The organism is Streptomyces sp. NPDC056600, assembly GCF_042792855.1.
In the GTDB taxonomy this organism is placed as follows: domain Bacteria; phylum Actinomycetota; class Actinomycetes; order Streptomycetales; family Streptomycetaceae; genus Streptomyces.
This window is the reverse complement of the sequence record NZ_JBHTVQ010000010.1, coordinates 33,887-59,040: the sequence shown is the minus strand read 5'-3', so window position 1 is coordinate 59,040 and position 25,154 is coordinate 33,887. Positions and strand designations below refer to the sequence as shown.

Here is a 25,154-nt window from a genome sequence, read left to right as displayed (position 1 = left end):
CGCCGGGGCCGCCACCGTGATCCCGCCGGCCCTCCCGGTAGGTCCTGCCCGCCCGGCCCGGCCGTCGGGACGGGCGCCGCGACTCTTCTCACCCGCCGACGGTAGGCACACCTCCCCGGCCCCCTCGCGCCGGATCCTGCCGTCTGCCGCGCCGGTTCCCCCGACCGGGGGTCCCGCCCGGTCCGGAAGGGGCCCGCCCGGCCCGGCAGGGTCACGTCACCGAGCGGCCGGACGGGCCCGCTCGCGGTCCTCGCGGTCCTCGCGGTCCTCGCGGTCCTCGCGGTCCTCGCGGTCCTCGCGGTCCTCGCGGTCCTCGCGGTCCTCGCGGTCCTCGCGGGCGGAGCGGGGACGGATGTCAGCGGCCCGCCTGCTGCTCACCCGGACGTCACGCCCGCACCCCCGACCGCACGGAGGGCTGCCCCCACCACACCGGCGGCCCGGCCCCGGGGCGAGGCCGTCAGCAGACCTCGCCGACCTGGTCGGCGAACTCGTCGACGCTCATCGCCCGGCCCGCGGCCCAGACCTGCCCGGGGCGAAGGGACGCCAGGTCGTCGGCGGTGAAGGCGCCGTCGCCGTAGTACTCCCCGTCGTACGAGTAGAAGGAGAGCGAGTACGTCCGCCCGGGCAGGAGCTCCCGCCCACCACCTCCCTCCACCAGCCAGGAGTCCGGCGGGGAGAGCACGGGGATGACGGCCCGCCCGCGATGCGTCATCCCCCGCGGCACCTCCCAACCGCCGTCCTCCACGGACGCACGGTCCTGGCCAGCACCTTCCGCCCCGGCGTCGTCCCCACCGGCGCTTTCCGTCCCGGCGTCGTCCGGCCCGGCACTGTCCTCGCCGGCACCCTCCGTTCCGGCGTCGTCCGTCCCGGCACCGGTCGACCCGGACGGCCAACTCTCCAGCCGCATGGCCGTAATGGGCTCGCTCCCGTCGTCGCACGGCTGCAGCACGGCCACCGGCCGCCCGTCCTCCCGGTTCGTCACCGCGACCAGCGTCAGGTGGGCGGGAGTGCACCCGCTCACCAAGCCGAGCCCCAGCACCAGACACACCACCGCACGCGTACGTCTCATCGCGGTCCCCCTCCGCCGTGAACGCCTCGCTCCCAGGCTCGCCCCGCCCCCGCCGGGAGTCGAGCTCCGTACGGTCTCGGTTCGGCGGACGCCGGATCAGGAAGCGGGGCAGAGCGTCCTGCGCAGGCCGTAGTTGAGGTGGCTTCCGTCCTCGTCGGTGGGCGTGATGCCGTTGTAGGAGAACAGCTCGGCGGCGCTGTGGTCCGGGTCCGCCACCCCGCTGTCGAGAGCCGCGCACTGCTTGCGGGCCGCGTAGATCGCCTTCTCCTCGTCCTTGAAGAGGCTGACGTCGACGTCGAAGACGACCCGCATGACGTCGGCCCGGGCGGCCCCCTGCGGCTCGGGCGGCAGGGCGGCGTCCGACGCCTCGGGCGCGGGGCTGCCGGAGGCGCCGGCAGCGGTGTCGCCGCCGGCCCCGTCCTCGGCCCCGTCCTCTGCCGGGGCGCTGCTGCCCGCCGCGCTCGACGCCGCCGGTGCCGGAGCGCCCATGTCGTCCTTGCCGTCACCGCCGCTGTCGCAGCCCACAGCGGTGACGGCGAGTACGGCGGCGACGGCCGCAGTGGCGATACGGATGCGCATGGTTTCCCCCGAGGTGGACGCGAGTACGTGGAGGACCAGAGTGCGGCAGCCGGCCCCCAGCGGGCGCTGCGGTGACAGGGTCATGACCTTTCCCGAACACGCCTGCCGCACAGCCCCGTTGTCAGTGCCTCCCGCTAACCTCGCGACCGCGCGGTCGGCTTACCGGGGGTTCCAGCTCTGAAGAGAATGGTTGCATCCCCGGCCTGTACGGGGGCGGCCCGGAGAACGCGTCCGGGACCCAACCGACGACCGGGCTTCGTCGATGGCCAGCGACACCACCTGCCAGAGCCGACCGCGCACCGTCCCCTCGGCCCCTTGGCCCTGCCCGGAGCCCTCAGAGGCCCCGCAGTGCCTCGTACAGGTCGTCGTAGGCGGTCCAGCAGTCGACGCTTGCCGTCGTCGTACAGGCTGCCCATGTACCAGTCGTCGTCGCCGACGGGCTTCACCAGACACAGGCCGTGGAACCCGAGAACGATCTCCGGGCGCAGCGCTTCCGGATCTCCGACGCCCGCCACCCACCGCACCGTCCGGCCGGGATCCAGGGCGACAGCCTCCCGATCCCCCGACACCTCCCGGATCCGCCGAAGGGTCCAGCCCTCGGGTAGCCGCGCGTCTGCCATCCACAAAGGATCGCACCCGCGAAATCGGTCTCCAGGGGCGGAGGGGGAGGTGACCCCGCGGAGCTGACGGGCGACTACCTCTTCGGCGGCCGGAGTCGTGAGCGACTCACATCGCACGCCTGCTACGTCGCCTACTCTCTACGCCATGACGGACTCGGAGGCCTTTCGCACAGCGGTCAGGGTGTGTGCCACCGGCATGCTGAGCAGCGATGCAGCGCCGTACGAGTCGGCCTTGGAGCTCCTGGGCCTCGTCAGCGGGTTCCCGGTGGACGCAGGGGACCAGGCCCTGTACCGGCTCGCGAACCTCTGGGGCGAACTGACCGATCGGGTCGAACTCCGGCCTGCGGAGGCGCATCAGGCCGAGACGCACATGATCACTGCCGCCCATGAGTGGCTGGCCGTCGAGGGTGACCGCGAGGCCGAGGCCCGGTACATCGATCGCTGGCTCGATCTCCTCCGACGGGAGCGCCCGGCCCCGTCCCCGGAGTACGTGCTGTCCCATCCGCTCCAGCATGGCTCACGCATGCCGGTCCGCTGAGGAGCGGGCTCGCCGGTCAGATCTGACCGAGGTCGGTCTCCAACGGGAAGGGGGCCTCGACCTTGAGGACGCCGGCGAACACGTCACCCTCCCGGTAGGTCCTGGTCGCGGGATCGAGAAGGTACGTGTACACGAGAGGGACGCCCGTCACGGCCTGCTCGATCCGCCAGTAGAAGGCGATGCCGGCCTTGGCGTACTGGTCGACCTTGACGATCCGGTCAGTGGTCTCGGAGCCCGGCGAGACCACTTCCGCCACCAACAGCACGTGCTCGGGACGGGTGGGCGTGACGTCGATCGTGTCCGCGCGGTAGACGACCACGTCGGGACGCCGGTTGGTGAGAGGTACGTCCTGCAGACGCACGTCGAAGTCCGTGTCGGCGTTCCAGTCCGGACCGGCGGCGGCGTCCAGGGCGTTCGCCAGGATCCGGGCCAGCCGGTTGTGCCGCTTGGACGCGCTCGGACTCACGACGACCATCCCGTCCACGACCTCGATCCCGGCGCACTGCTCCTCGGACCAGGAGTCGTACTCCTCCGCCGTGATCTGCTCATGCATCCATGAGGGAGCCACCATCTCGGCAGTCATGACGCACCTCCCAGGCACTGTGCGGCAGGCCCGGTCCCGCCGGATTCAGAGTACTGTCTCCCACCGGTTTCCCGGCCGACCCACCGTCGGCCCGACCTTCTTCGTCAGCGCGCACCCTCGGGCGCGCTTGTCCACAACAGGCCGCGGGCCTCGGCGTCGGATCGTTCAACCCGCGTCCGACAGGAGCGTGCCGGCGAGGGGGCCGAGTGCCTTGGCCGAGGCCAGATGCATCGACAAGCTCGGAGATGCGCGGTTCCCCAATGGCTCCCAAGCGCACCCCGCAAACCACTCAGGGGCCCGACCCGCTTTCGCGGATCAGGCCCCTGAACTGGTATTTCACTGTCGGGGTGGCGGGATTTGAACCCACGACCTCTTCGTCCCGAACGAAGCGCGCTGCCAAGCTGCGCTACACCCCGATCGTCTCCGCGTTCCCGCGGCGACGACGTTTACTTTAGCCCACCGGCGGCCTGAGGCGAAATCCGGTTTTCGGGCGGCAGCGGACGAAGCCGGGGCACAGGTGGTCGACCGCGACCAGCAGGACGCCCAGGCCGTAGCAGGTGAGGCCGAACAGCAGGGCGTTGCCGACCAGGGCGAGGGTGCCGTTGTGGGCGGCGTCGAGGAAGGGGTAGGGGGCGCGGCCGGGCGCGTCGGCCGGGAGCAGGGTGCTCCGGACCAGGGCGAGGCCCAGGTAGACGAGGGGGTAGAGCAGCCAGGCGGTGGCGTGGCGGAGCCGCAGGGTGCGGGGGGCGCTCAGCAGCAGCCAGTCCAGCAGGGCGGCGAGCGGCGTGACCACGGTGAGCAGCAGGGCCGCCGCGAGGCCCCAGCGGCCGCCGGGGCCGGGGTCGGAGAAGGCGGGGCGGCCCGGGACGGCGAAGGCGTGCACCAGGGCGGCCAGCAGGACGTAGAGCAGCGCGGCGCCGGTGAGGCCGGGGCGCACCGGGCGGCCGGCGCTCCAGGCGCGCTGGGCGGAGACGGCGAGGACCAGGGCCAGCAGGATGTTGGCCTGCACGGTGAAGTGGGTGAGCGCCTGGAGCGGGCGGCCCAGCACCATGCAGACGGTCACGCCGCCCGCCGCGGCCAGCGCGGTACCCAGGCGGAACAGGGCGGTCAGGGGTCGGCGGGCCGGAGGTATGACGGCTGTGGGCGGGACGTACGACGGCATGATCTTGGCCCAGCCCGGAACGGCGGGGAGGTCCGGTATGTCCCTCGGTATGGGAGCGGTCATGCCCTCACGCTAGGCGTTACTGGGCATATCGGGCGATTCCGTGCGGCCGAACGAGGGACGCCGCACCACGGAAGTGATGCGGCGTCCCGGTCGTGCGGTACTGCGGCGGCCACGGTCGAGACTGCGGCGGCCACGGTCGAGGCGGCTCGCGGAAGTGGAGCTGCGGAGGCGCGGGGGTGCGGAGGCGCGGGGGTGCGGGGATCGGGTCGACGGGCGCTGTCGCGCGGACGGACCTCCGCCTCGGGTCAGCGCGCCCAGTCCTCCGCGACCAGCGTCAGCAGCGTCGCCTCCGGCGGGCAGGCGAACCGGAACGGCGTGTACCGGTTGGCCCCGCAGCCCGCCGAGACGTGCAGGAAGGACGTGTTGCCGCCGGCGGTGTGGGTGGACAGGCCCTTCACCCGGTCGGTGTCGAGGTCGCAGTTGGTGACCAGGGCGCCGTAGAACGGGATGCACAGCTGCCCGCCGTGCGTGTGGCCCGCGAGGACCAGCGGGTAGCCGTCCTCGGTGAACGCGTCCAGCGAGCGCAGGTAGGGCGCGTGCACGACGCCCATGGCGAAGTCACCGGCGCCGGACGGGCCGCCCGCGACCTCGTCGTACCGGTCCCGCTTGATGTGCGGGTCGTCCAGCCCGGTCAGCTCGACCGAGACGCCCTCGACCTTCAGCGTGCCGCGGGTGTTGGTGAGGTTCAGCCAGCCCGCCTCGTCGAACGCGTCCCGCAGCCCCTCCCAGGGGTTGTGGATCGCACCGGTGGCGGGCTCGTTGCCGTTGAGGCCGTGCTTGCCCTGCACCTTCTCGACCAGGTACTTGGCCGGGTTGCGCAGCTTGGGACCGTAGTAGTCGTTGGAGCCGAAGACGTACGCCCCCGGGAACTCCATCAGCGGCTCCAGCGCGTCCAGCACCTCCGGCACGCCCTCGGTGTCGGAGAGGTTGTCGCCGGTGTTGATGACGAAGTCGGGCCGCAGCCCGGCCAGCGACCGCAGCCAGCGCTGCTTCTTGCGCTGCCCGCTGACCATGTGGATGTCGGAGATCTGCAGGACGCGCAGCGGGCGCATCCCGGCGGGCAGGACCGGAACGGTCACCCGCCGCAGCCGGAACGCACGGGCCTCGAACCCGGCGGAGTAGACGAGACCGGCGGCAGCCGCCGCGGTGATGCCGAGGGGGACCTTGTAGAGCGCGCGCATGCCGTCCATCGTCTCAGGGTGCCCGCAGGACCGTAAATCAAGGGGCGTTCGCTGCGACACACCTGCGACAATCAAGCCATGACCACGCTCAAGTCGAAGCTGCAGGAAGACCTCAACGCGGCGATCAAGGGGCGCGACGAGCTGCGCTCCTCGACGCTCCGCCTCACCCTGACCGCGATCACCAAGGAGGAGGTGTCGGGTACGGAGAAGCGCGAGCTCTCCGACGACGAGGTCCTCAAGGTGATCACCCGTGAGGCGAAGAAGCGGCGTGAGGCCGCGGAGGCGTTCGCGCAGGGCGGCCGTCCCGAGAGCGCCGAGCGGGAGAAGGCCGAGGGCGAGTTCCTCGCCGAGTACCTGCCCCAGCAGCTGAGCGACGACGAGCTGAACGGGCTGGTGGACCAGGCGGTCGAGGAGGCCAGGGCGGCCGGCGCCGAGGGCCCCAGGGCCATGGGCCAGGTCATGAAGATCGTGAACCCGAAGGTGGCCGGGCGTGCCGAGGGCGGCCGGGTGGCCGCCGCGGTGAAGTCGCGTCTCCTGGGCTGACGCCCGCGCCGCGCGGGCCCGCGTCCGCGCTCCACAACGACACTCGGCCCCTCACCGCGTCGTGCGGTGAGGGGCCGAGTGCTGTCACGCCGCCTGCGCCGGGGGCCTGAGGCCGTCGGGGAGCGGCGGGGCGCGGGCCTCAGGGGCCGTTGCCGCCGCCGTTGTCGTTGCCCTGGACGAAGCCGCCGGTGGTGGTCGGGTCGGTGCCCGTGGCGCCTCCGGTGAGGTCGCCGCCGGTCACACCGCCGAGGGTCAGCGCGCCGTCCGTCGTGGTCCCGCCGTTCGTCGTCAGGCCGCCGTCGGTCCCACCGTTTCCACCGTTGCCGTTGCCGCCGCCGAACATGCCGCCGAAGAGGCCGCCACCGGGCTTGCCGTCGCGGCCCTTGTCCTTGTCCTTCGGCTTGTCGGCCGGGATGTGGACCTTGTTGAAGGCCGGGGCGTCCTTGCCCTGCAGCGCGCCGGTCATGGCCTGCCGCCATATCGGGCCGGGGCCCGCGCCACCGGAGACCTTGTCGAAGTAGGTGCCGCCGATGGTGATGCGGACCATCGACTGCTGCTGCATCGGGTCGCCCAGCCACACCGCCGAGGACAGGTTCGGGGTGTACCCCACGAACCAGGCGTTCTTGCGGGCGTCCGTGGTGCCGGTCTTGCCCGCGTTGTCGCGGTCGGAGAGGCCCGCGCGGGCGCCGGTGCCGGAGTCGGTGACCCCGGAGAGCAGGGTGTTGACCGCGTCCGCGGTCCGCTCCTCCATGGCCCGTTCGCAGGTCGACTTCGGCACGCCGATGGTCTTCTTCTTCTCACCGATCTTCTGCGTGACCGACTCGATGGCGATCGGCGTGCAGTACATGCCGCGCGAGGCGAAGGTGGCGTAGGCGGAGGCCATGGTCAGCGGGGAGATCGACTGCGTGCCCAGGATGACGGAGGGCTGCGCGTCAGGCAGCTTCTTGCCCGCGCCGGTGCGCACGCCCATCTTCTCCACCATCTCCAACGTCGGGCAGAGGCCGAGGTCGCCGACCATCTGCACGAAGTAGGTGTTGATGGAGAGCTTCATCGCCTCCTGCAGCGAGTACGGGCCGACTTCCGACTCGATCTCGTTCTGCGTCATCTCGCCCTGGTTGTAGGTGCTCTTGCAGCCCTGGACCTTGGGGTACGGCATCTTGTTGGGCGAGGGGTAGACCTTGTTCAACGGCAGGCCGCCCTCTATCGCGGCGGCGGCGAGGAACGGCTTGAAGGTGGATCCGGTCGGGAAACCGCCGCTGTCGCCCATGGCCTGGTCGACCGAGTAGTTGATCACCGTCTGGTGCTTCTTGGCGTCCGAGCCGTAGGGCTGGGACTGGCCCATGGCCAGGATCTTCCCCGTGCCGGGCTCGACCATCGTGGCCGCGGCGGCCACCTTGTCGTCCTTGTAGACGTGGCTCTTCAGCGACGCCTGCACGGACTCCTGCGCCTGTGGGTCCAGCGTGGTGCGGATCGTCATGCCGCCCTGCGCCCACAGCTTGGCGCGGGTCTCGCGGTCCTTGCCGAAGGCGGGGTCGTCGAGGAAGACGCGGCGCACGTAGTCGCAGAAGAAGCCGGCGCCCTTGGCGGAGGTGATGCAGCCGTTGCGCGGCTCGCGGATCTTCAGTCCCAGCGGCTTCTTCTTCGCCGCCGTGGCCTGTGCCTCGGTGATGTCCCCGACCTGGGCCATCCGGTCGATGACGACGTTGCGCCGCCTCTCGGCCGTCTTGGGGTTGTCGATCGGGTCGTAGTGCGTGGGCGACTGGACCAGGCCGGCCAGCAGGGCGGCCTCCTGGAGCTCCAGGTCCTCCGCGGACTTCGAGAAGTAGCGCTGCGAGGCGGCCTCGACGCCGTAGGCGGACTGGCCGAAGTACGTGATGTTGAGGTAGTTCTCGAGAATCTTCTTCTTCCCGAGCTCCTCCTCCACCTGGATCGCGTACTTCAGCTCCTGGATCTTGCGGCCCAGGGTCTGCTGGGTGGCCTGCGCGACCTTGTCCGGGTCGTCGCCCGCCATCTCCACGAAGACGTTCTTCACGTACTGCTGGGTCAGCGTGGACGCGCCCTGGGTGACCTCGCCGCTGCGCGCGTTGCTGTTGAGCGCGCGCAGCACGCCCTTCAGGTCGACCGCGCCGTGGTCGTAGAAGCGGGCGTCCTCGATGGCGACGATCGCCTTCCGCAGCTGCGGCGACATCTTCTTCAGCGGCACCACGGTGCGGTCGCGGAAGTACACCGTCGCGATCTTGCCGCCCTCGGAGTCGAGGATGGTGGTGCGCTGGCTGAGCGGAGGCGTCTTCAGGTTCGCCGGGATCTCGTCGAAGCTCTCGACCGATCCCTTCGCCGCCAGGCCCAGTGTCCCGAAGGCGGGCAGGGCGATGCCGGCCAGCACGCCGCCGGCGAGGACGCTGATCCCGAGGAACTTCGCGGCCTGCTGGACTGGCGAGAGGCCTCCACCCGAGCGCTTGTTTGGCATGAGGGCAGCCTACGTTCTCGTTTGCCGGACAGAGGTAAATGCCTTGGCCTAAGCTGCTCCCGGCTGTCACGACAGCGGTGCGAGCTGTAGATCCGTATGTCGGGACGTCCTACGGCTCCGGATCGTTCCGGAACCGCGTGAACTCCTTCCCGGGGATGCCCGAATCATCCTCCGGTGTCAATCGATGCCCCTTGCGTGACGAGTGGTCTGTCCGCATCTGTCGCGATGGCGGTTTTTGTCGCCAGGCCACTCCTCCGGGTGATCTGCCGCTTACCCATAGTCCGTTCGGGCCATTCAAGATTGGGCCCGTCGGGGGTGTTGCACTCTGTCCGCCTTCCGTAACGTCCTCAACTGGCGGCGGTGAATATGCCGCTGCCGCCGTGGGGGAGCCTCGATTCGGGAGAGGACGGCGCCGGTATGGGCTGGGTTACCGACTGGAGTGCGCAGGCGGCCTGCCGCACTACCGATCCGGATGAACTGTTCGTTCAAGGAGCAGCGCAGAACAGGGCCAAGGCGGTGTGCACCGGATGCCCGGTGCGGACGGAGTGCCTGGCCGACGCGCTGGACAACCGCGTCGAATTCGGCGTGTGGGGAGGCATGACGGAGCGGGAGCGCCGAGCGCTGCTGCGCCGCCGGCCGACCGTGACCTCCTGGCGTCGCCTGCTGGAGACGGCACGCATGGAGTACGAGCGGGAGGCGGGAATCCTGCCGCTCGACGAGGCGGAAGAGGCCTACGAGAGCTACGCGGCGGTGGTGTGACCGCCGTGGTGCGGTCGAAGCACCGTGGTGCGGTGAGCTGACGGCCGCGTCGCGGTGAGCCGCCGCTGTCGGCGGCAGTGGAGGGCGGGAACCGGGGTCGGACAGTGACCCCGGGCCGCCGCTTCGCCGTTTCCGCCGTCCCGGTGCGGCTTGTCGTGCCCGGGTGGCTGTTCGGGCCGCGCGGCGCCGCGGGGGTCCGGACGCTCAGGTCTGCGCGGGCGCGTCCTGCTGTGCGGAGCTGTCCTCGGGCGTCGTCGCCCTCGACCTCGCCTGCTCCGGCTCGGGAGCATCGCCCTGCCCCGGGACGTCCGCATGCTCGGGCGTCGCGTCGCCGTGTGCGGTCGTGGACGTGCCGGCGGAGTCCGTACGGGGCGCGGCCAGTCGTGCGCCGATGCCCCGCAACCCCGTGAGGTCGTGCACGTCGCCGGCCAGCGCGGGCACCTCGGTCACCGGCACCTCCGGATGGAGCGTCGTGAAATCCTCCCGGGTGCGCCGCTCGCGGGCTGTCAGCCGCATGCGCTCGGCGTGCAGGCGCAGCAGACCGGCGGCGAGCCGGTCGACCTCGGTCGGGGCCTGCGCCTCGGGAGTCGGCGCCTCGGCCACCTGTGCCTCGGGGGCCTGCGCCGCGGACCGGGGTGAGGCGGGGGAGCCTGGATCCGGTGGTCCGTCGGGAGCAGGAAGCGTTGAACTGCTGTGTGTGTCGGGCGAGTTACCCGCAGCCTTCCCGCTCGTGTGATCAACAATCCGGTCGGACGACAATTTTTCCGCGAGCAGGGTTTCCGCCGCCGCCGTCGCCCGTTCGGCCGAGAGGTGGGCGGCGTCGCTGCCGTGGACCCGGTTGAGGACCAGGCCGGCCAGCGGCATGCGTTCTGCGGCCAGCCGCTCCACGAAGTACGCCGCCTCGCGCAGTGCGTCCCGCTCGGGGGCGGCCACCACCAGGAAGGCGGTGCCGGGGGCCTGCAGCAGCTTGTAGGTGGCCTCCGCGCGGCCCCGGAAGCCACCCAGGGTGGTGTCCATGGCGGCCACGAAGGTCTGCACGTCCTTCAGCAGCGAGCCGCCGAGCAGCTTGCCCAGGGTGCCGGTCATCACGGACATGCCGACGTTGAGGAACTTCATGCCCGCCCGGCCGCCCAGCTTGGCCGGGGCGGTGAGCAGCCGGATCAGCCGGCCGTCGAGGAACGAGCCGAGGCGCTCGGGGGCGTCCAGGAAGTCCAGGGCGGAGCGGGACGGCGGGGTGTCCACCACGATCAGGTCCCACTCGTCCCGGGCCCGCAGCTGGCCCAGCTTCTCCATCGCCATGTACTCCTGCGTGCCGGCGAAGCCCGCGGAGAGCGACTGGTAGAAGGGGTTGGCCAGGATGGCGACGGCCCGCTCGGGGTCCGCGTGCGCCTCGACGATCTCGTCGAAGGTGCGCTTCATGTCGAGCATCATCGCGTGCAGCTCGCCGCCCGCGGAGTCGTCGATGCCGGGCACCCGGCGGGGCGTGTTGTCGAGCTGGTCGATGCCCATCGACTGGGCGAGACGGCGGGCGGGGTCGATGGTCAGCACGACCACCTTGCGGCCGCGCTCCGCGGCCCGCAGCCCGAGGGCCGCGGCGGTGGTCGTCTTGCCGACGCCTCCGGAGCCGCAGCAGACGACGATACGGGTCCCCGGATCGTCGAGCAGCGGGTCGAGGGCGAGTTCGCGCTCGGGTTCCAGGCTCATGACACCCCTTGGTTCCGCAGCAGGGCGGCCAGGCCGTACAGGCCGGCCAGGTCGACTCCGTCGGTCAGCAGGGGCAGCTCGGCGAGCGGCAGCCCGACGCCTCCCAGGACCTCCCGCTGGCGGCGCTCCAGGGTGTACCGCTCCGCGTACTCCCCGGCCTCCCGCAGCAGCGGCTCCACCAGAGCTTCCGCGCTCCCGCCGCGCCGGGCCCCGCCCAGCCCGGCCGCGGCGAGCGACCGGGCCACCGCGGTGCGGGACACCGATCCGGCGAGCTCCAGGTCGTCGCCGTCGAGGAGGACGGGGCGGACCATGTTGACGACCACCCGGCCCACCGGCAGGTCGGCCGCGCGGAGCTCGGCGATGCCGTCCGCCGTCTCCTGCACCGGCATCTCCTCCAGCAGCGTCACCAGGTGGACCTGCGTCTGCGGGGACTTCAGGACGCCCATCACCGCCTGCGCCTGGTGATGTATCGGCCCCACCCGGGCCAGCCCGGCCACCTCGTCGTTGACATTGAGGAAGCGGGTGACCCGGCCGGTCGGCGGGGCGTCCATCACCACGTGGTCGTAGACGAAGCGGCCCGCCTTGTCCTTGCGGCGCACCGCCTCGCAGGCCTTGCCGGTCAGCAGGACGTCCCGCAGCCCCGGGGCGACGGTCGTGGCGAAGTCGATGGCGCCGAGCTTCTTCAGGGCCCGGCCCGCGCCGCCCAGCTTGTAGAACATCTGGAGGTAGTCCAGCAGCGCCAGTTCGGGGTCGATCGCGAGGGCGTGGACCTCGCCGCCGCCGGGAGCGACGGCGATCTTCCGTTCCTCGTAGGGCAGCGGCTCCGTGCCGAAGAGCTGCGCTATGCCCTGACGGCCCTCCACCTCCACCAGCAGGGTGCGTTTTCCACCGGTGGCGAGGGCGAGCGCGAGAGCGGCGGCGACCGTGGTCTTCCCGGTCCCGCCCTTGCCGCTGACAACCTGGAGCCTGCTCACGTCGTCGAGCCTAACCATTGCCGGCCGCCTCACGCCGGGGCCTGTGGACAACTCGGGACCGGGGGCCTGTGGACAACTCCGGGGTCGGGTGGGGCCGACGGTAAAGTCGCCCCCATGAAGAAATGGGAATACGCGACCGTTCCGCTCCTCGTGCACGCCACGAAGCAGATCCTCGACACCTGGGGTGAGGACGGCTGGGAGCTCGTCCAGGTGGTGCCCGGGCCGAACCCCGAGCAGCTGGTGGCCTACCTGAAGCGGGAGAAGCAGGCGTGAGCAGCGTCGAGGCGCGCCTCGCCGAGCTCGGGGTGACGCTGCCGGAGGTGGCGGCGCCGCTCGCCTCCTACCAGCCCGCGGTCCGTTCGGGTGCGTACGTGTACACCAGCGGGCAGCTCCCGATGGTCGAGGGCAAGCTCCAGGTCACCGGCAAGGTGGGCGCCGAGGTCACGCCGGAGGAGGCCAAGGAGCTGGCCCGCGTCTGCGCGCTCAACGCGCTGGCGGCGGTCAGGTCCGTGGCCGGGGACCTGGACCGCGTCGCGCGGGTCGTCAAGGTCGTCGGGTTCGTCGCCTCCGCCCCCGACTTCACGGGGCAGCCCGCCGTGGTCAACGGCGCGAGCGAGCTGCTCGGCGAGGTCTTCGGCGACAAGGGCGTCCACGCCCGCAGCGCCGTGGGCGTGGCCGTCCTGCCCCTCGACGCCCCCGTCGAGGTCGAGATCCAGGTCGAGCTCACCGACTGACGCCACCGCCTCCGCCCCGTCGACGGGGCGCCCGCCGATAGGGCACCTGTTGACGGGGCGCCCGCCGAGGCGACACCCGCCGACGGGGCGTCCGCCGGGCGGGACGGCACGCTGCCCATGCCGTCCCGCCCGCGGGCCCGCGCCCGCCCGGTCCGCGCCGCCCCCCTCGGGACCGGCGTCCGCCCGGTCCGCGCAGCCTCTCCGACCCCCGGCCACTCCGGCCCACGCCCACCGGACCCGCGTGGGCAGGGCGCTTTCCGTCCGCACGGGGGCCGCACTCCGCCCGCACGGGGGCCGCACTCCGCCCGCACGGGCCCGTCCCCCTGACCTGGCCCCGTGACCTGGCCCCCCGGGCGAAGGTCCCCCCTCGAAGATTCGTCCCGCGGCGGATAGCCTCCCCGCATGGCGAATGGTCAGTGGTACCCCCCGGAGTGGCCCGAGCGCATACGCGCCCTCGCGGCCGGCACCCTCACCCCCGTGACCCCCCGCCGCGCCGCGACGGTGATGCTGCTGCGCGACACCGACCAGGGCCCCGCGGTGCACATGCTCCGCCGCCGCGCCTCCATGGCCTTCGCCGGCGGCGCGTACGCCTACCCCGGCGGTGGCGTGGACCCCCGTGACGACGACCGCCAGGTCCGCTGGGCGGGCCCCTCCCTCGCGGCGTGGGCCGACCGCCTCGGCGTCGACGAGCCCGCCGCCCAGGCCATCGTCTGCGCCGCCGTGCGGGAGACCTTCGAGGAGGCCGGCGTCCTGCTGGCGGGCCCCACGGAGGACACCGTGGTCGGCGACACCACCGGCGAGGACTGGGAGACGGACCGTGCCGCCCTGGCCGGGCACGAACTCTCCTTCGCCGAGTTCCTCGACCGCCGCGGCCTCGTGCTGCGCTCGGACCTCCTGGGGGCCTGGGCCCGCTGGATCACCCCGGAGTTCGAGACCCGCCGCTACGACACCTTCTTCTTCGTCGCCGTGCTCCCCGAGGGTCAGCGCGCCCGCAACGTCTCCACCGAGGCCGACCGCACCGTGTGGACCCGCCCCGCGGACGCCGCCGCCGGGTACGACAAGGGCGAGCTGCTGATGATGCCGCCCACCATCTCCACCCTCCGCACCCTGGAGACCCACCCCACGGCCGCCGACGCGCTGGCCGCCGCCTCCGGGCGGGACATGACCCCGGTGCTGGCCGAGGCACGGCTGGTGGACGGCGTGGTCGAGCTGGTCTGGCCCGGGCACGAGGAGTTCACCAAGCGGGTGACCGCCGGCGCCGCGGAGGGACCGGCCGCATGACGGACGCCGCCGCCCTGCCCGGACAGCCCCGCGGCGTCGTCGCCTCCGGGCGCGCCACCGCCCGTGCCGTCAACGTGCTCGCGCCCAACCCGTCCCCGATGACCCTCGACGGCACCAACACCTGGGTGCTCGCCGAGCCGGACTCCCGGCTCGCCGTGGTCGTCGACCCGGGTCCGCTGGACGAGAGCCACCTGGCCGACGTGATCGACACCGTGGAGCGCTCCGGACGCCGGGTCGCGCTGACCCTGCTCACGCACGGCCACGCGGACCACGCCGAGGGAGCGAAACGTTTCTCCGAGCTGACCGGCACCAAGGTCCGCGCCCTGGACCCGTCGCTGCGCCTCGGTGACGAGGGCCTGGCGGCGGGCGACGTGGTGGAGCTGGAGGGGCTGGAGCTGCGCGTGGTGCCCACCCCCGGCCACACCTCGGACTCGCTCTCGTTCCACCTGCCCGCCGACCGCGCGGTCCTCACCGGCGACACCGTCCTGGGCCGCGGCACCACGATGGTGGCCCACCCCGACGGGCGGCTCGGCGACTACCTGGACTCGCTCCGGCGACTGCGCTCCCTCACCGTCGACGACGGCGTGCACACCGTGCTCCCGGGCCACGGCCCGGTCCTGGACGACGCCCAGGGCGCGGTCGAGTACTACCTGGCGCACCGGGCCCACCGGCTGGCCCAGGTGGAGACGGCCGTGGAGAGCGGCTGCCGGAGCGCCGAGGAGGTCGTGGCGCTCGTCTACGCGGACGTGGACCGCGGGCTGTGGCCCGCGGCCGAACTGTCGGTCCGCGCCCAGCTGGAATACCTGAGGGAGCACGGGCTGGTCTGACCGGCCCGTGCTCCCTCGGGGTTGCTTCGTCCGCGCGACGGCCGCGCGACGGCCGCACTCCGACCGCACGACGTCCGCGCGGCGCAAGCGCGGCTCAGCGGCTGCGCTTCGCCAGCCGCTCGACGTCCAGCAGGATCACCGCACGGGCCTCCAGGCGCAGCCAGCCGCGCCCGGCGAAGTCGGCCAGCGCCTTGTTCACCGTCTCGCGGGAGGCGCCCACCAGCTGGGCCAGCTCCTCCTGCGTGAGGTCGTGGACGACGTGGATGCCTTCCTCGGACTGCACGCCGAAGCGGCGCGACAGGTCGAGCAGGGCGCGCGCGACGCGGCCGGGCACGTCCGAGAACACCAGGTCGGACATCTGGTCGTTGGTCTTGCGCAGGCGCCGGGCGACGGCGCGCAGCAGGGCGGCGGCCACCTCCGGGCGGGCGTTCAGCCAGGGCTGGAGGTCGCTGTGGCCGAGGCCCAGCAGCTTCACCTCGGTCAGCGCGGTGGCGGTCGCCGTACGCGGGCCCGGGTCGAAGAGCGACAGCTCACCGATCAGCTCACCGGGGCCGAGCACCGCCAGCATGTTCTCGCGGCCGTCCGGAGACGTCCGGTGGAGCTTCACCTTGCCCTCGGTGACCACGTACAGGCGGTCACCCGGGTCGCCCTCGTGGAACAGCGCGTCGCCGCGTGCGAGGGTCACCTCACTCATCGACGCGCGGAGCTCCGCGGCCTGCTCGTCATCGAGCGCCGCGAAGAGCGGGGCGCGCCGCAGAACGTCGTCCACGAGATCTCTCCTATTCGACCTGCTCAGGGAATCCTGTCCCCCCGGTTACCGTCCGTACCACCGGTCGTCCAGGGGTCCTGGTTCCCCATTTTGCCGGAGGGTCCAAACAGTGTGATCTGTCACAAGGATGCCGCACTGGTGTGCCAGACATCGCGCCAGGGGCCCAATTGAGCCGTGATCCCCGGGGTACGCGGCGGATGTCCATGCGGAGCCTTAGGCTGGCCGGGTGTCCGAAACGCCGACGACTACACGGCCCAGGCGGTCCGACCGGGTGATCGGACCGGGTGATTCCGCCGTCGGCGAACAGACCACGAATGGAGCGACGAACGTGGCGGACGACGAGACCCGCGAGCCGGCCGGCGCCACCGCGAAGGCGGGCGCGAGGGCCGCGAAGGCGGACGCCAAGCAGGGCGCGGGCGGAAAGCCCGCGGCGCGACGGGCCGCCAAGCCGGAGACCCGCGTCGCCCTGGTGCGCCGGGCCCGCCGTATCTACCGCGAGCTGGCGGAGGTGTACCCGTACGCCCACCCCGAGCTGGACTTCGAGAACCCCTACCAGCTGCTCGTGGCCACCGTGCTGTCCGCCCAGACCACCGACCTGCGGGTCAACCAGACCACCCCCGCGCTGTTCGCCAAGTACCCCACCCCCGAGGACCTCGCTGCGGCGAACCCGGAGGAGGTGGAGGAGATCCTCCGCCCCACCGGTTTCTTCCGCGCCAAGACCCGGTCGGTGATGGGCCTGTCCAAGGCCCTGGTGGGGCAGTTCGGCGGCGAGGTGCCCGGGAAGCTCGAGGAGCTGGTCAAGCTGCCCGGCGTGGGCCGCAAGACCGCCTTCGTGGTGCTGGGCAACGCCTTCGGCCGCCCCGGCATCACCGTCGACACGCACTTCATGCGTCTGGTGCGCCGCTGGAGGTGGACCGAGGCCTCCGAGCCGGAGAAGATCGAGGCCGAGATGAGCACGCTCTTCCCCAAGCGGGACTGGACGATGCTGTCGCACTACGTGATCTTCCACGGCCGCCGCATCTGCCACGCCCGCAAGCCCGCCTGCGGCGCCTGCCCGATCGCCGACCTCTGCCCCGCGTACGGGGAGGGCGAGACGGACCCGGAGAAGGCGAAGAAGCTGCTGAAGTACGAGAAGGGCGGCTTCCCCGGCCAGCGGCTGAAGCCCCCGCAGTCGTACCTGGACCACGGCGGCATCCCCGCCCCGCCGCTGGGCAAGGAATGAGGGAACCGCCGGGCGGCACCCGGCGTGGGGAACGATGGGCGGATCACGAGACGTTGAACGGCGGGGCGTGCGACACGGAACCGGGGTGGCGATGACACGTGCGAGCGACGCGGACCGCGGTGCGACGACCGTGTCCGGCGGCGGCATCGGCCTGTCCGCCCGGGGGCTGCCCTCCTGGCTCGAACCGGTGGCCGAGGCCGTCGAGAGGGTCGAGCCGCGCCAGCTGAGCCGCTTCCTGCCGCCCGAGGACGGGCGCGGGCGGCAGTCCGCCGTACTCGTCCTGTTCGGCGACGGGAAGGACGGCCCCGAGATCCTTCTGACCGAGCGGGCCGGATCGCTGCGCTCGCACGCCGGTCAGCCCTCGTTCCCCGGCGGCTCCCTCGATCCCGAGGACGGCGATCCGCACACCGACGGTCCGCTGCGCGCCGCGCTGCGCGAGGCCGAGGAGGAGACCGGCCTCGACCCGGCCGGCGTGCAGCTCTTCGGCGCGCTCCCCAAGCTCTACATCCCGGTCAGCGGCTTCGTCGTCACGCCGGTTCTGGGCTGGTGGCGGGAGCCCAGCGCGGTGCGGGTGGTCGACCCGGCCGAGACGGCCCGCGTCTTCACCGTCCCGATCGACGAACTCGCCGACGCCGGGAACCGGGCGATGGCGGTTCACCCGAGCGGTTACCGTGGTCCCGCCTTCCTGGTGCGGTCCGCCCTCGTCTGGGGGTTCACCGCCGGGATCATCGACCGTCTGCTGCATTTCGCGGGATGGGAACTGCCCTGGGACCGCGACCGCGAGGTGTCCCTCGACCGCAGGTCGTGACGGGGACCCCGACGGGAAGGGACGAGGTGGGCCCCGGCGGACGAGGTGCGGTGGCCGGGAGAGGACGAGGCGAGGCGTGAAGCGTTGAACGTGCTGGACATTCTTTTGCTGATCGCCGCCGGCTGGTTCGCGGTCGTCGGATACCGCCAGGGCTTCGTGGTCGGCATCCTGTCGGTGATCGGCTTCCTGGGCGGCGGTCTGATCGCGGTCTACCTGCTCCCGGTGGTCTGGGACGCGCTCACGGACAACTCGCAGGTCAGCACGGTCGCGGCGGTGGTCGCGGTGATCGTCGTGATCGTCTGCGCCTCCGTCGGGCAGGCGCTGACCACGCACTGGGGCGGCAAGCTGCGCCGCCGCATCACCTGGTCGCCGGCCCGCGCGCTCGACGCGACCGGCGGCGCGCTGGTCAACGTGGTGGCCATGCTGCTGGTGGCCTGGCTGATCGGCTCGGCGCTGGCCGGGACGACGCTGCCGACCGTCGGCAAGCAGGTCCGCACCTCCCAGGTGCTCCAGGGGGTCTCGCAGACGCTGCCGGAGCAGGCCGACACCTGGTTCGCGGACTTCTCCTCCGTGCTCGCCCAGAACGGCTTCCCGCAGGTCTTCAGCCCCTTCGCCAACGAGCCGATCCGCGAGGTCGCCCCGCCGGACGCGGCGCTCGTCGAGAGCGAGGTGGCGGTGCGGGCCAAGCGCTCCATCGTCAAGGTCATGGGCACCGCGTCCGGATGCAGCAAGGTGCTGGAGGGCACCGGCTTCGTCTTCGCCGGGCAGCGGGTGATGACCAACGCGCACGTCGTCGGCGGGGTCGACGAGCCGACCGTGCAGATCGGCGGCGAGGGCCGCCGCTACGACGCCACGGTGGTGCTCTACGACTGGCGGCGCGACATCGCCGTCCTCGACGTCCCGGCCCTGACGGCCAAACCGCTGCGGTTCGCCTCCCAGCCGGCGCGGAGCGGCGACGACGCCATCGTCGCCGGCTTCCCGGAGAACGGCGGCTACGACGTCCGCGCGGCCCGCGTGCGCGGGCAGATCCCGGCCAACGGGCCGGACATCTACCGCCGCTCCACCGTGCAGCGCCAGGTCTACTCGCTCTACGCGACGGTGCGGCAGGGCAACTCCGGCGGGCCGCTGCTGACGCCGCGCGGCGAGGTCGCCGGCGTGGTGTTCGCCAAGTCGCTGGACGACCCGGACACCGGCTACGCGCTCACCGTCGACGAGATCGAGGACGACATCGAGCAGGGCCGTCGCGCCGACCAGCAGGTGGACAGCGACCAGTGCGCCCTGTGACGAGGCCCGCGCCGCCCCGGTGACACCGCCCGGCGCGCGGGGTCACCCGGCCGGGAGACCCCGTTGCCGGGAGCTCCCCGTCGGGAGATCGCGCGCCGGACGGCGCCGGTCGTCGGTGCGAAGCAGACGAAGAAGTCGGTCTGAGGAAAGACGGTGCGAGGCAGGTCAGGCGCGCTGCTGGCGCAGGCGCACGGAGACCCACCGGGCGCGCCGGCGCAGTATGCCGCCGATGCCTACGCCGAGGTCGGTTGCCGGTGGCCGTGAGGCCCCACGGCGGCGGCCGCCCGGCCCGTCGGCCGAGCGGCGGTCACGTGCTGCGTCACTGAAGTCGTACGTCCAGCCCATACCCCGACGTGTGCCCCTGGCCCAAGGTCGATAACCGCGTCGGACGTCCCCAATTGGCCTATGCGCCGGGCATGGGCTGTTCGTAGGACAGGAAGCCGGGTCCGGATATCGGTCGGTCACCTGCTCGGACGGCTCCGGGGCAGGGGGCGCGCGTGCGCCGCGGGCGCGCCGGTGTGCGCCCGTGCGCCTGTCCCGTCCTGTCGTCCGCCCAGCAGCCCGCTCAGCCGTCCGCCCCGCGGTCCGTCCAGCCGTCCACCCGGCAGCCCGCTCAGCGGTCCGGCTCGGGGTCCTTCAGCCAGTTCACGAGCTCGGTGGAGAACGCCGCCGGGTCCTCCTCGTGGGGGAAGTGACCGAGGCCGTCGAAGAGCCGCCACCGGTAGGGCGCCTCGACGTACTCCCCGGAGCCCGCGGCCGTGCGGGTGCGCATCACCGGGTCCAGCGAACCGTGCAGGTGCAGTGTCGGCACCCGCACCGGACGCTTCATGCGCCGGTTGAACTGCAGGCCGTCGGGGCGCAGCAGGGACCGCACCATCCACCGGTACGGCTCGACCGAGCAGTGGGCCGTGGACGGGATGCACATCGCCCGCCGGTAGACCTCGAGAGCCTGCTCGTCGGGCCCGCCGCCCGGCCCAGACCACTCGCGGATCAGACGGCCGACCAGCTCCCCACCGTCGGCGGTGAGCTGCCGCTCGGGGACCCAGGGCCGCTGGAACCCCCAGATGTGGGAGCCGGCCGAGGACTGCCGGGGATCGGACAGCATCGACGAGCGCCACCGGCGGGGGTGGGCCATCGAGGAGACCACCAGTCGGCGCACCAGCTTGGGCCGCATCGCCGCCGCCGTCCACGCCAGGTAGCCGCCCAGGTCGTGACCGACCAGGGCGGCGTCGGGCTCGCCCAGCGACCGGACCACGCCGGTGATGTCGAGCGCCAGGTTGGCGGGGTCGTAGCCGCGGGGGGTGCGGTCACTGCCGCCGACGCCCCGCAGGTCCATCGCCACGGCGCGGAAGCCGGCGTCGGCGAGGGCGCTCATCTGGTGGCGCCAGGTCCACCAGAACTGCGGGAAGCCGTGCAGCAGCAGGACCAGCGGGCCGTCGCCCAGCTCGGCGATGTGGAAGCGGGCGCCGTTGGCGGCGACGTCGCGGTGGATCACCTTCCTGCCGTCGGGCAGGTCGATCCGCACCGCCGAGGCGGGCTGCGCCGAGGGAGTGGCCGGTTCGGTCATGACGACGAGCGTGCCACAGAGTCGAGCTGCTTGGCGTACAGGTCGGCGGGGGCGGCGGGCGCCACGGCGGGGCGGGGGTGCGGCTTGGCGTTCTGCAGCACCTCGGCGGTCCGCTTCATCTCCTCGCTCACCTGCTGCGGGCCGCGGCTCTTCTTGGCCTTCTTGACGAAGACCATGCCGATCAGCACCAGCACGAGGGCGACGACGAGGGAGGCGGCGAAGGAGAGCAGGAAGCAGATCGCCAGGTTCCACTCCGACCAGGTGTGGATGCCGTAGGCCAGGGCGAAGCTGAGCATCGGCAGGGAGAACACCAGCAGGGCCAGCGCCACGGTGAAGAGGGCCGAGCCGGTTGCGCCTCGTTTGACGTCCTGCTTGAGCAACGCCCGCGCGTAGGCGATCTGGTCCTGGACCAGAGCGGACATCTCGGTCGACGCCGTGGCGAACAGCTGACCCATGCTGCGTTCGGTGCCGACCGGGTTGCCGTCGGGTGCGCTCATCGCGGACTCCCTTTCCTGCCGAGTTCTGTACCGTCCAGTCAGATCATGCCGGACCCGCACGAACCTTGCGCGCACCGGCCGGTAGTAGAGGTACCCGCGATCACCTCCGGTGTACGTCGCCCCGGGCGAAGACCTGAAGAAGAGTCACGGCAGAAGCCGCGGAGCCCGGCAGGACGGTGCGCGCCCTCACTCGCGTCGCTCGGCCGCCATCGTCTCGGCCAGGCGACGGTGCTCGGCGGCCTTGCGCTCCAGGATCCGTGCCATCCGCAGGTGGTACTCCGGGTCGTCCTGGGTGTAGACGTCCGGGATCCCGTCGCTGTCCTCGTCCCGCTCCTCCTCCTCGGTCAGCCGCCGGTACGTGGCGTTGCGCAGCCGCAGCAGCACGCCGGCGAGCAGGGCCGCCAGGAGCGAGCCGACCAGGACGGCGGCCTTCACGTGCTCGGTGAGCTCGGCGTCGCCTTCGAAGGCCAGCTCCCCGATCAGCAGCGACACGGTGAACCCGATGCCCGCGAGGGTGGCCAGGGCGAACACGTCGGCCCAGGCCAGGTCGTCGCTGAGGGCGGCGCGGGTGAAGCGGGCGGCCAGCCAGGTGCCGCCGAAGATGCCGACCGTCTTGCCGACGACGAGGCCCAGCGTCACGCCCAGCGTCTCCGGCTGGGTGAACACCGCGGCGAGGTCGCCCGCCGCCACCGGCACCCCCGCCGCGAACAGCGCGAACAGCGGCACGGCCAGGCCCGCGGAGAGCGGCCGGACCAAGTGCTCGATCCGCTCGCCGGGCGAGACGTCCTCGCCCTCGCGGCGCGAGCAGCGCAGCATCAGGCCCATGGCCACGCCGGCGATCGTCGCGTGGACGCCGCTGTTGTACATCAGGCCCCAGATCACCAGGCCGAGCGGCACGTAGATCCACCAGCCGCGGACGCCCTTGCGGAGCAGGAACCAGAAGACCGCCAGCCCGGCCGCAGCCCCGCCCAGGGCGGCGAAGTTCAGGTGGTGGGTGAAGAAGATCGCGATGACCACGATGGCGAGCAGGTCGTCGACCACCGCGAGGGTCAGCAGGAAGGCGCGCAGCGCCGAGGGCAGCGACGTGCCGATCACCGCGAGGACGGCCAGCGCGAAGGCGATGTCCGTGGCGGTCGGGACAGCCCAGCCGGACGCCGACCCGCCCATGGCGCCGTTGACCGCGAGGTACACCAGCGCGGGCGCGACCATGCCGCAGACCGCCGCGATCACCGGGAGGGCGGCCGCCTTGGGGTCCTTGAGATCGCCGGCCACCAGCTCACGCTTGAGCTCGATGCCGGCCACGAAGAAGAAGACCGCCAGCAGGCCCTCCGAGGCCCAGTGCTCGATCGACAGGTCGAGACCGAGGGCGGAGGGCCCGATGTGGATGTTGCTGAAGGACTCGTAGCTGCCGCTGATGCCCGGTGCGTTCGCCCACACCAGCGCGGCGACCGCGGCGAGGAGGAGCAGGACGCCGCCGACCGTCTCGGTACGCAGGGCGTCGGCCAGGAAACCGCGTTCGCGCAACGAGACCCTGCGGAAGGCCTGGTTCGGCGCGGAGCCGGTGGTGCGCTCGGGCTTCGCCATGAGGGCGCTCTCCAGGGTGGTCGGGGCACGGCTGTACTCATGCCGACCAGACTTCCCGGCGCACCTGAGGTCTTTTCGTCACCACGCTGAGAGCACGGAGACACAAGACGCGATCATCAGCCTACCCAATGGGGCGGGGAAGTGGCAGGGCGGCCCGGGCTCCGTCGCGTTCTCACACGGAGCCCGGGCCGCCCCGGCGGCCCGCTCCCGGCTGTGTCGGGGTCCTGTCGCCTCAGTCGGAGTCGCTCTGCGCCGACGGCAGCTTGTCCTGGATGAGCTGCATGACGCCCGCGTCGGTCAGCGTGGTCACGTCACCCAGGGCCCTGTTCTCCGCCACGTCCCGCAGCAGGCGGCGCATGATCTTGCCGGAGCGGGTCTTGGGCAGCTCCGCGACCGGCAGGACGCGCTTGGGCTTGGCGATCGGGCCGAGCGTCGCGCCCACGTGGTTGCGCAGCTCGTCGACCAGACCGTCGTCCTCGGAGGCGGTTCCGCGCAGGATGACGAAGGCGACGATCGCCTGGCCGGTCGTCTCGTCGGCCGCGCCCACCACGGCCGCCTCGGCGACCTTCGGGTGCGAGACCAGCGCGGACTCGACCTCGGTGGTGGAGATGTTGTGGCCGGACACCAGCATCACGTCGTCCACCCGGCCGAGCAGCCAGATGTCGCCGTCGTCGTCCTTCTTGGCGCCGTCGCCCGCGAAGTACCTGCCGGGGAAGCGGGACCAATAGGTGTCGATGAACCGCTGGTCGTCGCCCCAGATGGTGCGCAGCATCGAGGGCCACGGCTCGGTCAGCACCAGGTAGCCGCCGCCCCCGTCGGGCACCTCGTTGGCCTCGTCGTCCACCACGGTGGCCGCGATGCCGGGCAGCGCGACCTGGGCGGAGCCGGGCTTGGTCTCCGTGACGCCGGGCAGCGGCGAGATCATGATCGCGCCGGTCTCGGTCTGCCACCAGGTGTCCACGACCGGCTTGGAACCCGCTCCGATGCGGTCGCGGTACCAGACCCACGCCTCGGGGTTGATCGGCTCGCCCACCGAACCGAGCACCCGCAGCGAGCTCAGGTCGAACTTGGCGGGGATGTCGTCGCCCCACTTCATGAACATGCGGATCACGGTGGGGGCCGTGTAGAGGATGGTCACGCCGTACTTCTGGACGATCTCCCAGAAGCGGCCCTGGTGCGGGGTGTCGGGGGTGCCCTCGTACATGACCTGGGTGGCGCCGTTGGCCAGCGGGCCGTAGACGATGTACGAGTGGCCGGTCACCCAGCCGACGTCGGCGGTGCACCAGTAGACGTCGGTCTCCGGCTTGAGGTCGAACACCGCGTGATGGGTGTACGCGACCTGGGTCAGGTAGCCGCCGGAGGTGTGCAGGATGCCCTTCGGCTTCCCCGTGGTGCCCGAGGTGTAGAGGATGAACAGCGGCTGCTCGGCCTCGAACGCCTCGGGGGTGTGCTCGGCCGACTGGCGCTCGGTGATCTCGTGCCACCAGACGTCGCGGCCCTCGGTCCAGTCGACCTCCTGGGACGTGCGGCGGACCACCAGCACGTGCTCCACGCCGTCGACCTTGGTGAGCGCCTCGTCCACGGCGGGCTTGAGCGCGGACGGCTTCCCGCGGCGCCAGCCGCCGTCGGCGGTGATGACCACCTTGGCGTCGGCGTCCTTGATGCGGGTGGCGAGCGCGTCGGCGGAGAAGCCGCCGAAGACCACCGAGTGGGCGGCGCTGATACGGGCGCAGGCCAGCATCGCGACGGCCGTCTCCGGGATCATCGGCATGTAGACGGCCACCCGGTCGCCCTGGCGGACGCCCAGTTCGAGCAGCGCGTTGGCGGCGCGGGAGACCTCGTCCTTGAGCTCGGCGTAGGTGATGGCGCGCGTGTCGCCGGGCTCGCCCTCGAAGTGGATGGCCACCCGGTCGCCGTTGCCGGCCTCCACGTGACGGTCCACGCAGTTGTAGGCCACGTTGAGGGTGCCGTCCTGGAACCACTTGGCGAACGGCGGGTTCGACCAGTCGAGCGTCTCGTTCGGCTCGGTGGCCCAGGTCAGCCGGCGGGCCTGCTCGGCCCAGAAGCCGAGCCTGTCAGCCTTGGCCTGCTCATACGCCTCCGCGGTGACGTTGGCCGCGGCGGCCAGGTCGGCGGGGGGTGCGAACCTGCGCTCCTCTTTGAGCAGGTTGGCCAGGCTTTCGTTGCTCACGACATCTCCCATTCCAAGGGTGTCCGCTGTGTCCCAAGCCACAGCTCATCAGACCGGAGGGAGTACTGACAAGGGTCGACCGGAAATTGGTGTAGACCTGTGCGGGTTTCCTCCGGGGCTGCGACCTCGGTCTTCGCGGTGGCTTGCG

At 72.1% G+C, this 25,154-nt stretch carries 25 protein-coding genes and 1 tRNA gene; 10 read left to right on the top strand and 16 right to left on the bottom strand.

Going from position 1 to position 25,154, the window contains the following annotated elements:
* Positions 1-216: 216 nt before the first annotated feature.
* The 3 genes from ACFRAV_RS08020 to ACFRAV_RS08010 all read right to left on the bottom strand — a co-directional run bounded on the left by ACFRAV_RS08020 (position 217) and on the right by ACFRAV_RS08010 (position 1,732).
* Positions 217-378 carry a hypothetical protein gene (locus ACFRAV_RS08020; RefSeq protein WP_382552589.1) on the bottom strand — a complete coding sequence of 54 codons (162 nt, stop codon included), beginning with the start codon at positions 376-378 and terminating at the stop codon, positions 217-219.
* A gap of 79 nt (positions 379-457) precedes the next feature.
* Positions 458-1,069, bottom strand: a complete 612-nt coding sequence (locus ACFRAV_RS08015; RefSeq protein WP_382552588.1) for a hypothetical protein — start codon at positions 1,067-1,069, stop codon at positions 458-460.
* A gap of 96 nt (positions 1,070-1,165) precedes the next feature.
* Positions 1,166-1,732 (bottom strand): hypothetical protein, encoded by a 567-nt coding sequence (locus ACFRAV_RS08010; RefSeq protein WP_382552587.1) that lies wholly within the window; start codon positions 1,730-1,732, stop codon positions 1,166-1,168.
* 681 nt (positions 1,733-2,413) lie between these two features.
* Between ACFRAV_RS08010 and ACFRAV_RS08005 the strand changes: the two genes are divergently transcribed.
* A complete protein-coding gene (locus tag ACFRAV_RS08005; protein ID WP_382552586.1) occupies positions 2,414-2,806 on the top strand; it encodes a hypothetical protein in 393 nt (130 codons plus the stop codon).
* 16 nt (positions 2,807-2,822) lie between these two features.
* Here ACFRAV_RS08005 and ACFRAV_RS08000 read toward each other — a convergent pair whose 3' ends face one another.
* The 4 genes from ACFRAV_RS08000 to ACFRAV_RS07985 form a co-directional block, all read right to left on the bottom strand.
* Positions 2,823-3,389: a Uma2 family endonuclease gene (locus tag ACFRAV_RS08000; RefSeq protein WP_382552585.1), complete on the bottom strand. Its 567-nt coding sequence runs from the start codon at positions 3,387-3,389 to the stop codon at positions 2,823-2,825.
* A 342-nt stretch (positions 3,390-3,731) separates the two neighbouring features.
* Positions 3,732-3,805, bottom strand: a tRNA-Pro gene (locus ACFRAV_RS07995).
* A 35-nt stretch (positions 3,806-3,840) separates the two neighbouring features.
* Positions 3,841-4,614, bottom strand: coding sequence for a Pr6Pr family membrane protein (locus ACFRAV_RS07990; protein ID WP_382552583.1), 774 nt, complete (start codon positions 4,612-4,614; stop codon positions 3,841-3,843).
* Positions 4,615-4,859: 245 nt separating this feature from the next.
* Complete coding sequence (locus tag ACFRAV_RS07985; protein WP_382552700.1) at positions 4,860-5,795, bottom strand: metallophosphoesterase; 936 nt, start codon at positions 5,793-5,795, stop codon at positions 4,860-4,862.
* A gap of 78 nt (positions 5,796-5,873) precedes the next feature.
* On the opposite strand from ACFRAV_RS07985, the gene ACFRAV_RS07980 reads away from it, so the two are divergent.
* Positions 5,874-6,338 carry a GatB/YqeY domain-containing protein gene (locus ACFRAV_RS07980; RefSeq protein ID WP_382552581.1) on the top strand — a complete coding sequence of 155 codons (465 nt, stop codon included), beginning with the start codon at positions 5,874-5,876 and terminating at the stop codon, positions 6,336-6,338.
* A gap of 139 nt (positions 6,339-6,477) precedes the next feature.
* Here the strand turns inward: ACFRAV_RS07980 and ACFRAV_RS07975 are convergent, their stop codons facing one another.
* Positions 6,478-8,805 (bottom strand): transglycosylase domain-containing protein, encoded by a 2,328-nt coding sequence (locus ACFRAV_RS07975; RefSeq protein WP_382552580.1) that lies wholly within the window; start codon positions 8,803-8,805, stop codon positions 6,478-6,480.
* Positions 8,806-9,222: 417 nt separating this feature from the next.
* Between ACFRAV_RS07975 and ACFRAV_RS07970 the strand changes: the two genes are divergently transcribed.
* Positions 9,223-9,564, top strand: a complete 342-nt coding sequence (locus tag ACFRAV_RS07970; protein WP_382552698.1) for a WhiB family transcriptional regulator — start codon at positions 9,223-9,225, stop codon at positions 9,562-9,564.
* 204 nt (positions 9,565-9,768) lie between these two features.
* On the opposite strand, the gene ACFRAV_RS07965 is transcribed toward ACFRAV_RS07970, so the two are convergent.
* Together ACFRAV_RS07965 and ACFRAV_RS07960 are read right to left on the bottom strand one after the other, a co-directional pair.
* Positions 9,769-11,268 carry an ArsA family ATPase gene (locus tag ACFRAV_RS07965; protein ID WP_382552579.1) on the bottom strand — a complete coding sequence of 500 codons (1,500 nt, stop codon included), beginning with the start codon at positions 11,266-11,268 and terminating at the stop codon, positions 9,769-9,771.
* A complete protein-coding gene (locus ACFRAV_RS07960; RefSeq protein ID WP_382552577.1) occupies positions 11,265-12,242 on the bottom strand; it encodes an ArsA family ATPase in 978 nt (325 codons plus the stop codon). Before ACFRAV_RS07960 ends, ACFRAV_RS07965 begins: the two co-directional genes overlap by 4 nt.
* A gap of 114 nt (positions 12,243-12,356) precedes the next feature.
* On the opposite strand from ACFRAV_RS07960, the gene ACFRAV_RS07955 reads away from it, so the two are divergent.
* From ACFRAV_RS07955 to ACFRAV_RS07940, 4 genes are all read left to right on the top strand, one after another.
* Positions 12,357-12,515 carry a DUF4177 domain-containing protein gene (locus tag ACFRAV_RS07955; RefSeq protein WP_107473408.1) on the top strand — a complete coding sequence of 53 codons (159 nt, stop codon included), beginning with the start codon at positions 12,357-12,359 and terminating at the stop codon, positions 12,513-12,515.
* The gene (locus ACFRAV_RS07950; protein WP_351113625.1) at positions 12,512-12,976 is read left to right on the top strand and encodes a RidA family protein; all 465 of its coding nucleotides are present in this window, start codon (positions 12,512-12,514) and stop codon (positions 12,974-12,976) included. The genes ACFRAV_RS07955 and ACFRAV_RS07950 overlap by 4 nt, the downstream gene beginning before the upstream one ends.
* Before the next feature lie 402 nt (positions 12,977-13,378).
* Positions 13,379-14,257: an NUDIX hydrolase gene (locus tag ACFRAV_RS07945; RefSeq protein ID WP_382552575.1), complete on the top strand. Its 879-nt coding sequence runs from the start codon at positions 13,379-13,381 to the stop codon at positions 14,255-14,257.
* The gene (locus tag ACFRAV_RS07940) at positions 14,254-15,084 is read left to right on the top strand and encodes an MBL fold metallo-hydrolase (RefSeq protein WP_382552574.1); all 831 of its coding nucleotides are present in this window, start codon (positions 14,254-14,256) and stop codon (positions 15,082-15,084) included. The genes ACFRAV_RS07945 and ACFRAV_RS07940 overlap by 4 nt, the downstream gene beginning before the upstream one ends.
* Before the next feature lie 94 nt (positions 15,085-15,178).
* Here ACFRAV_RS07940 and ACFRAV_RS07935 read toward each other — a convergent pair whose 3' ends face one another.
* Positions 15,179-15,853, bottom strand: a complete 675-nt coding sequence (locus tag ACFRAV_RS07935) for a Crp/Fnr family transcriptional regulator (protein ID WP_108956964.1) — start codon at positions 15,851-15,853, stop codon at positions 15,179-15,181.
* Positions 15,854-16,181: 328 nt separating this feature from the next.
* On the opposite strand from ACFRAV_RS07935, the gene nth reads away from it, so the two are divergent.
* From nth to ACFRAV_RS07920, 3 genes are all read left to right on the top strand, one after another.
* Positions 16,182-17,075, top strand: a complete 894-nt coding sequence (gene nth / locus ACFRAV_RS07930; RefSeq protein WP_382552572.1) for an endonuclease III — start codon at positions 16,182-16,184, stop codon at positions 17,073-17,075.
* A 91-nt stretch (positions 17,076-17,166) separates the two neighbouring features.
* Positions 17,167-17,883 carry an NUDIX hydrolase gene (locus ACFRAV_RS07925; RefSeq protein ID WP_382552570.1) on the top strand — a complete coding sequence of 239 codons (717 nt, stop codon included), beginning with the start codon at positions 17,167-17,169 and terminating at the stop codon, positions 17,881-17,883.
* An 84-nt stretch (positions 17,884-17,967) separates the two neighbouring features.
* Positions 17,968-19,167, top strand: coding sequence for a MarP family serine protease (locus ACFRAV_RS07920; RefSeq protein ID WP_382552569.1), 1,200 nt, complete (start codon positions 17,968-17,970; stop codon positions 19,165-19,167).
* A 165-nt stretch (positions 19,168-19,332) separates the two neighbouring features.
* Here ACFRAV_RS07920 and ACFRAV_RS07915 read toward each other — a convergent pair whose 3' ends face one another.
* The 5 genes from ACFRAV_RS07915 to acs form a co-directional block, all read right to left on the bottom strand.
* The gene (locus ACFRAV_RS07915) at positions 19,333-19,512 is read right to left on the bottom strand and encodes a hypothetical protein (RefSeq protein WP_382552568.1); all 180 of its coding nucleotides are present in this window, start codon (positions 19,510-19,512) and stop codon (positions 19,333-19,335) included.
* A gap of 268 nt (positions 19,513-19,780) precedes the next feature.
* Positions 19,781-20,734, bottom strand: a complete 954-nt coding sequence (locus ACFRAV_RS07910) for an alpha/beta fold hydrolase (protein WP_382552567.1) — start codon at positions 20,732-20,734, stop codon at positions 19,781-19,783.
* Positions 20,731-21,231, bottom strand: coding sequence for a phage holin family protein (locus tag ACFRAV_RS07905; protein WP_351113615.1), 501 nt, complete (start codon positions 21,229-21,231; stop codon positions 20,731-20,733). Before ACFRAV_RS07905 ends, ACFRAV_RS07910 begins: the two co-directional genes overlap by 4 nt.
* Positions 21,232-21,417: 186 nt before the next feature.
* On the bottom strand, positions 21,418-22,815 hold the full coding sequence (nhaA, locus tag ACFRAV_RS07900; RefSeq protein ID WP_382552566.1) for a Na+/H+ antiporter NhaA: 1,398 nt from the start codon (positions 22,813-22,815) through the stop codon (positions 21,418-21,420).
* Positions 22,816-23,047: 232 nt separating this feature from the next.
* Positions 23,048-25,048 (bottom strand): acetate--CoA ligase, encoded by a 2,001-nt coding sequence (gene acs, locus ACFRAV_RS07895; protein ID WP_382552564.1) that lies wholly within the window; start codon positions 25,046-25,048, stop codon positions 23,048-23,050.
* Positions 25,049-25,154 lie beyond the last annotated feature (106 nt).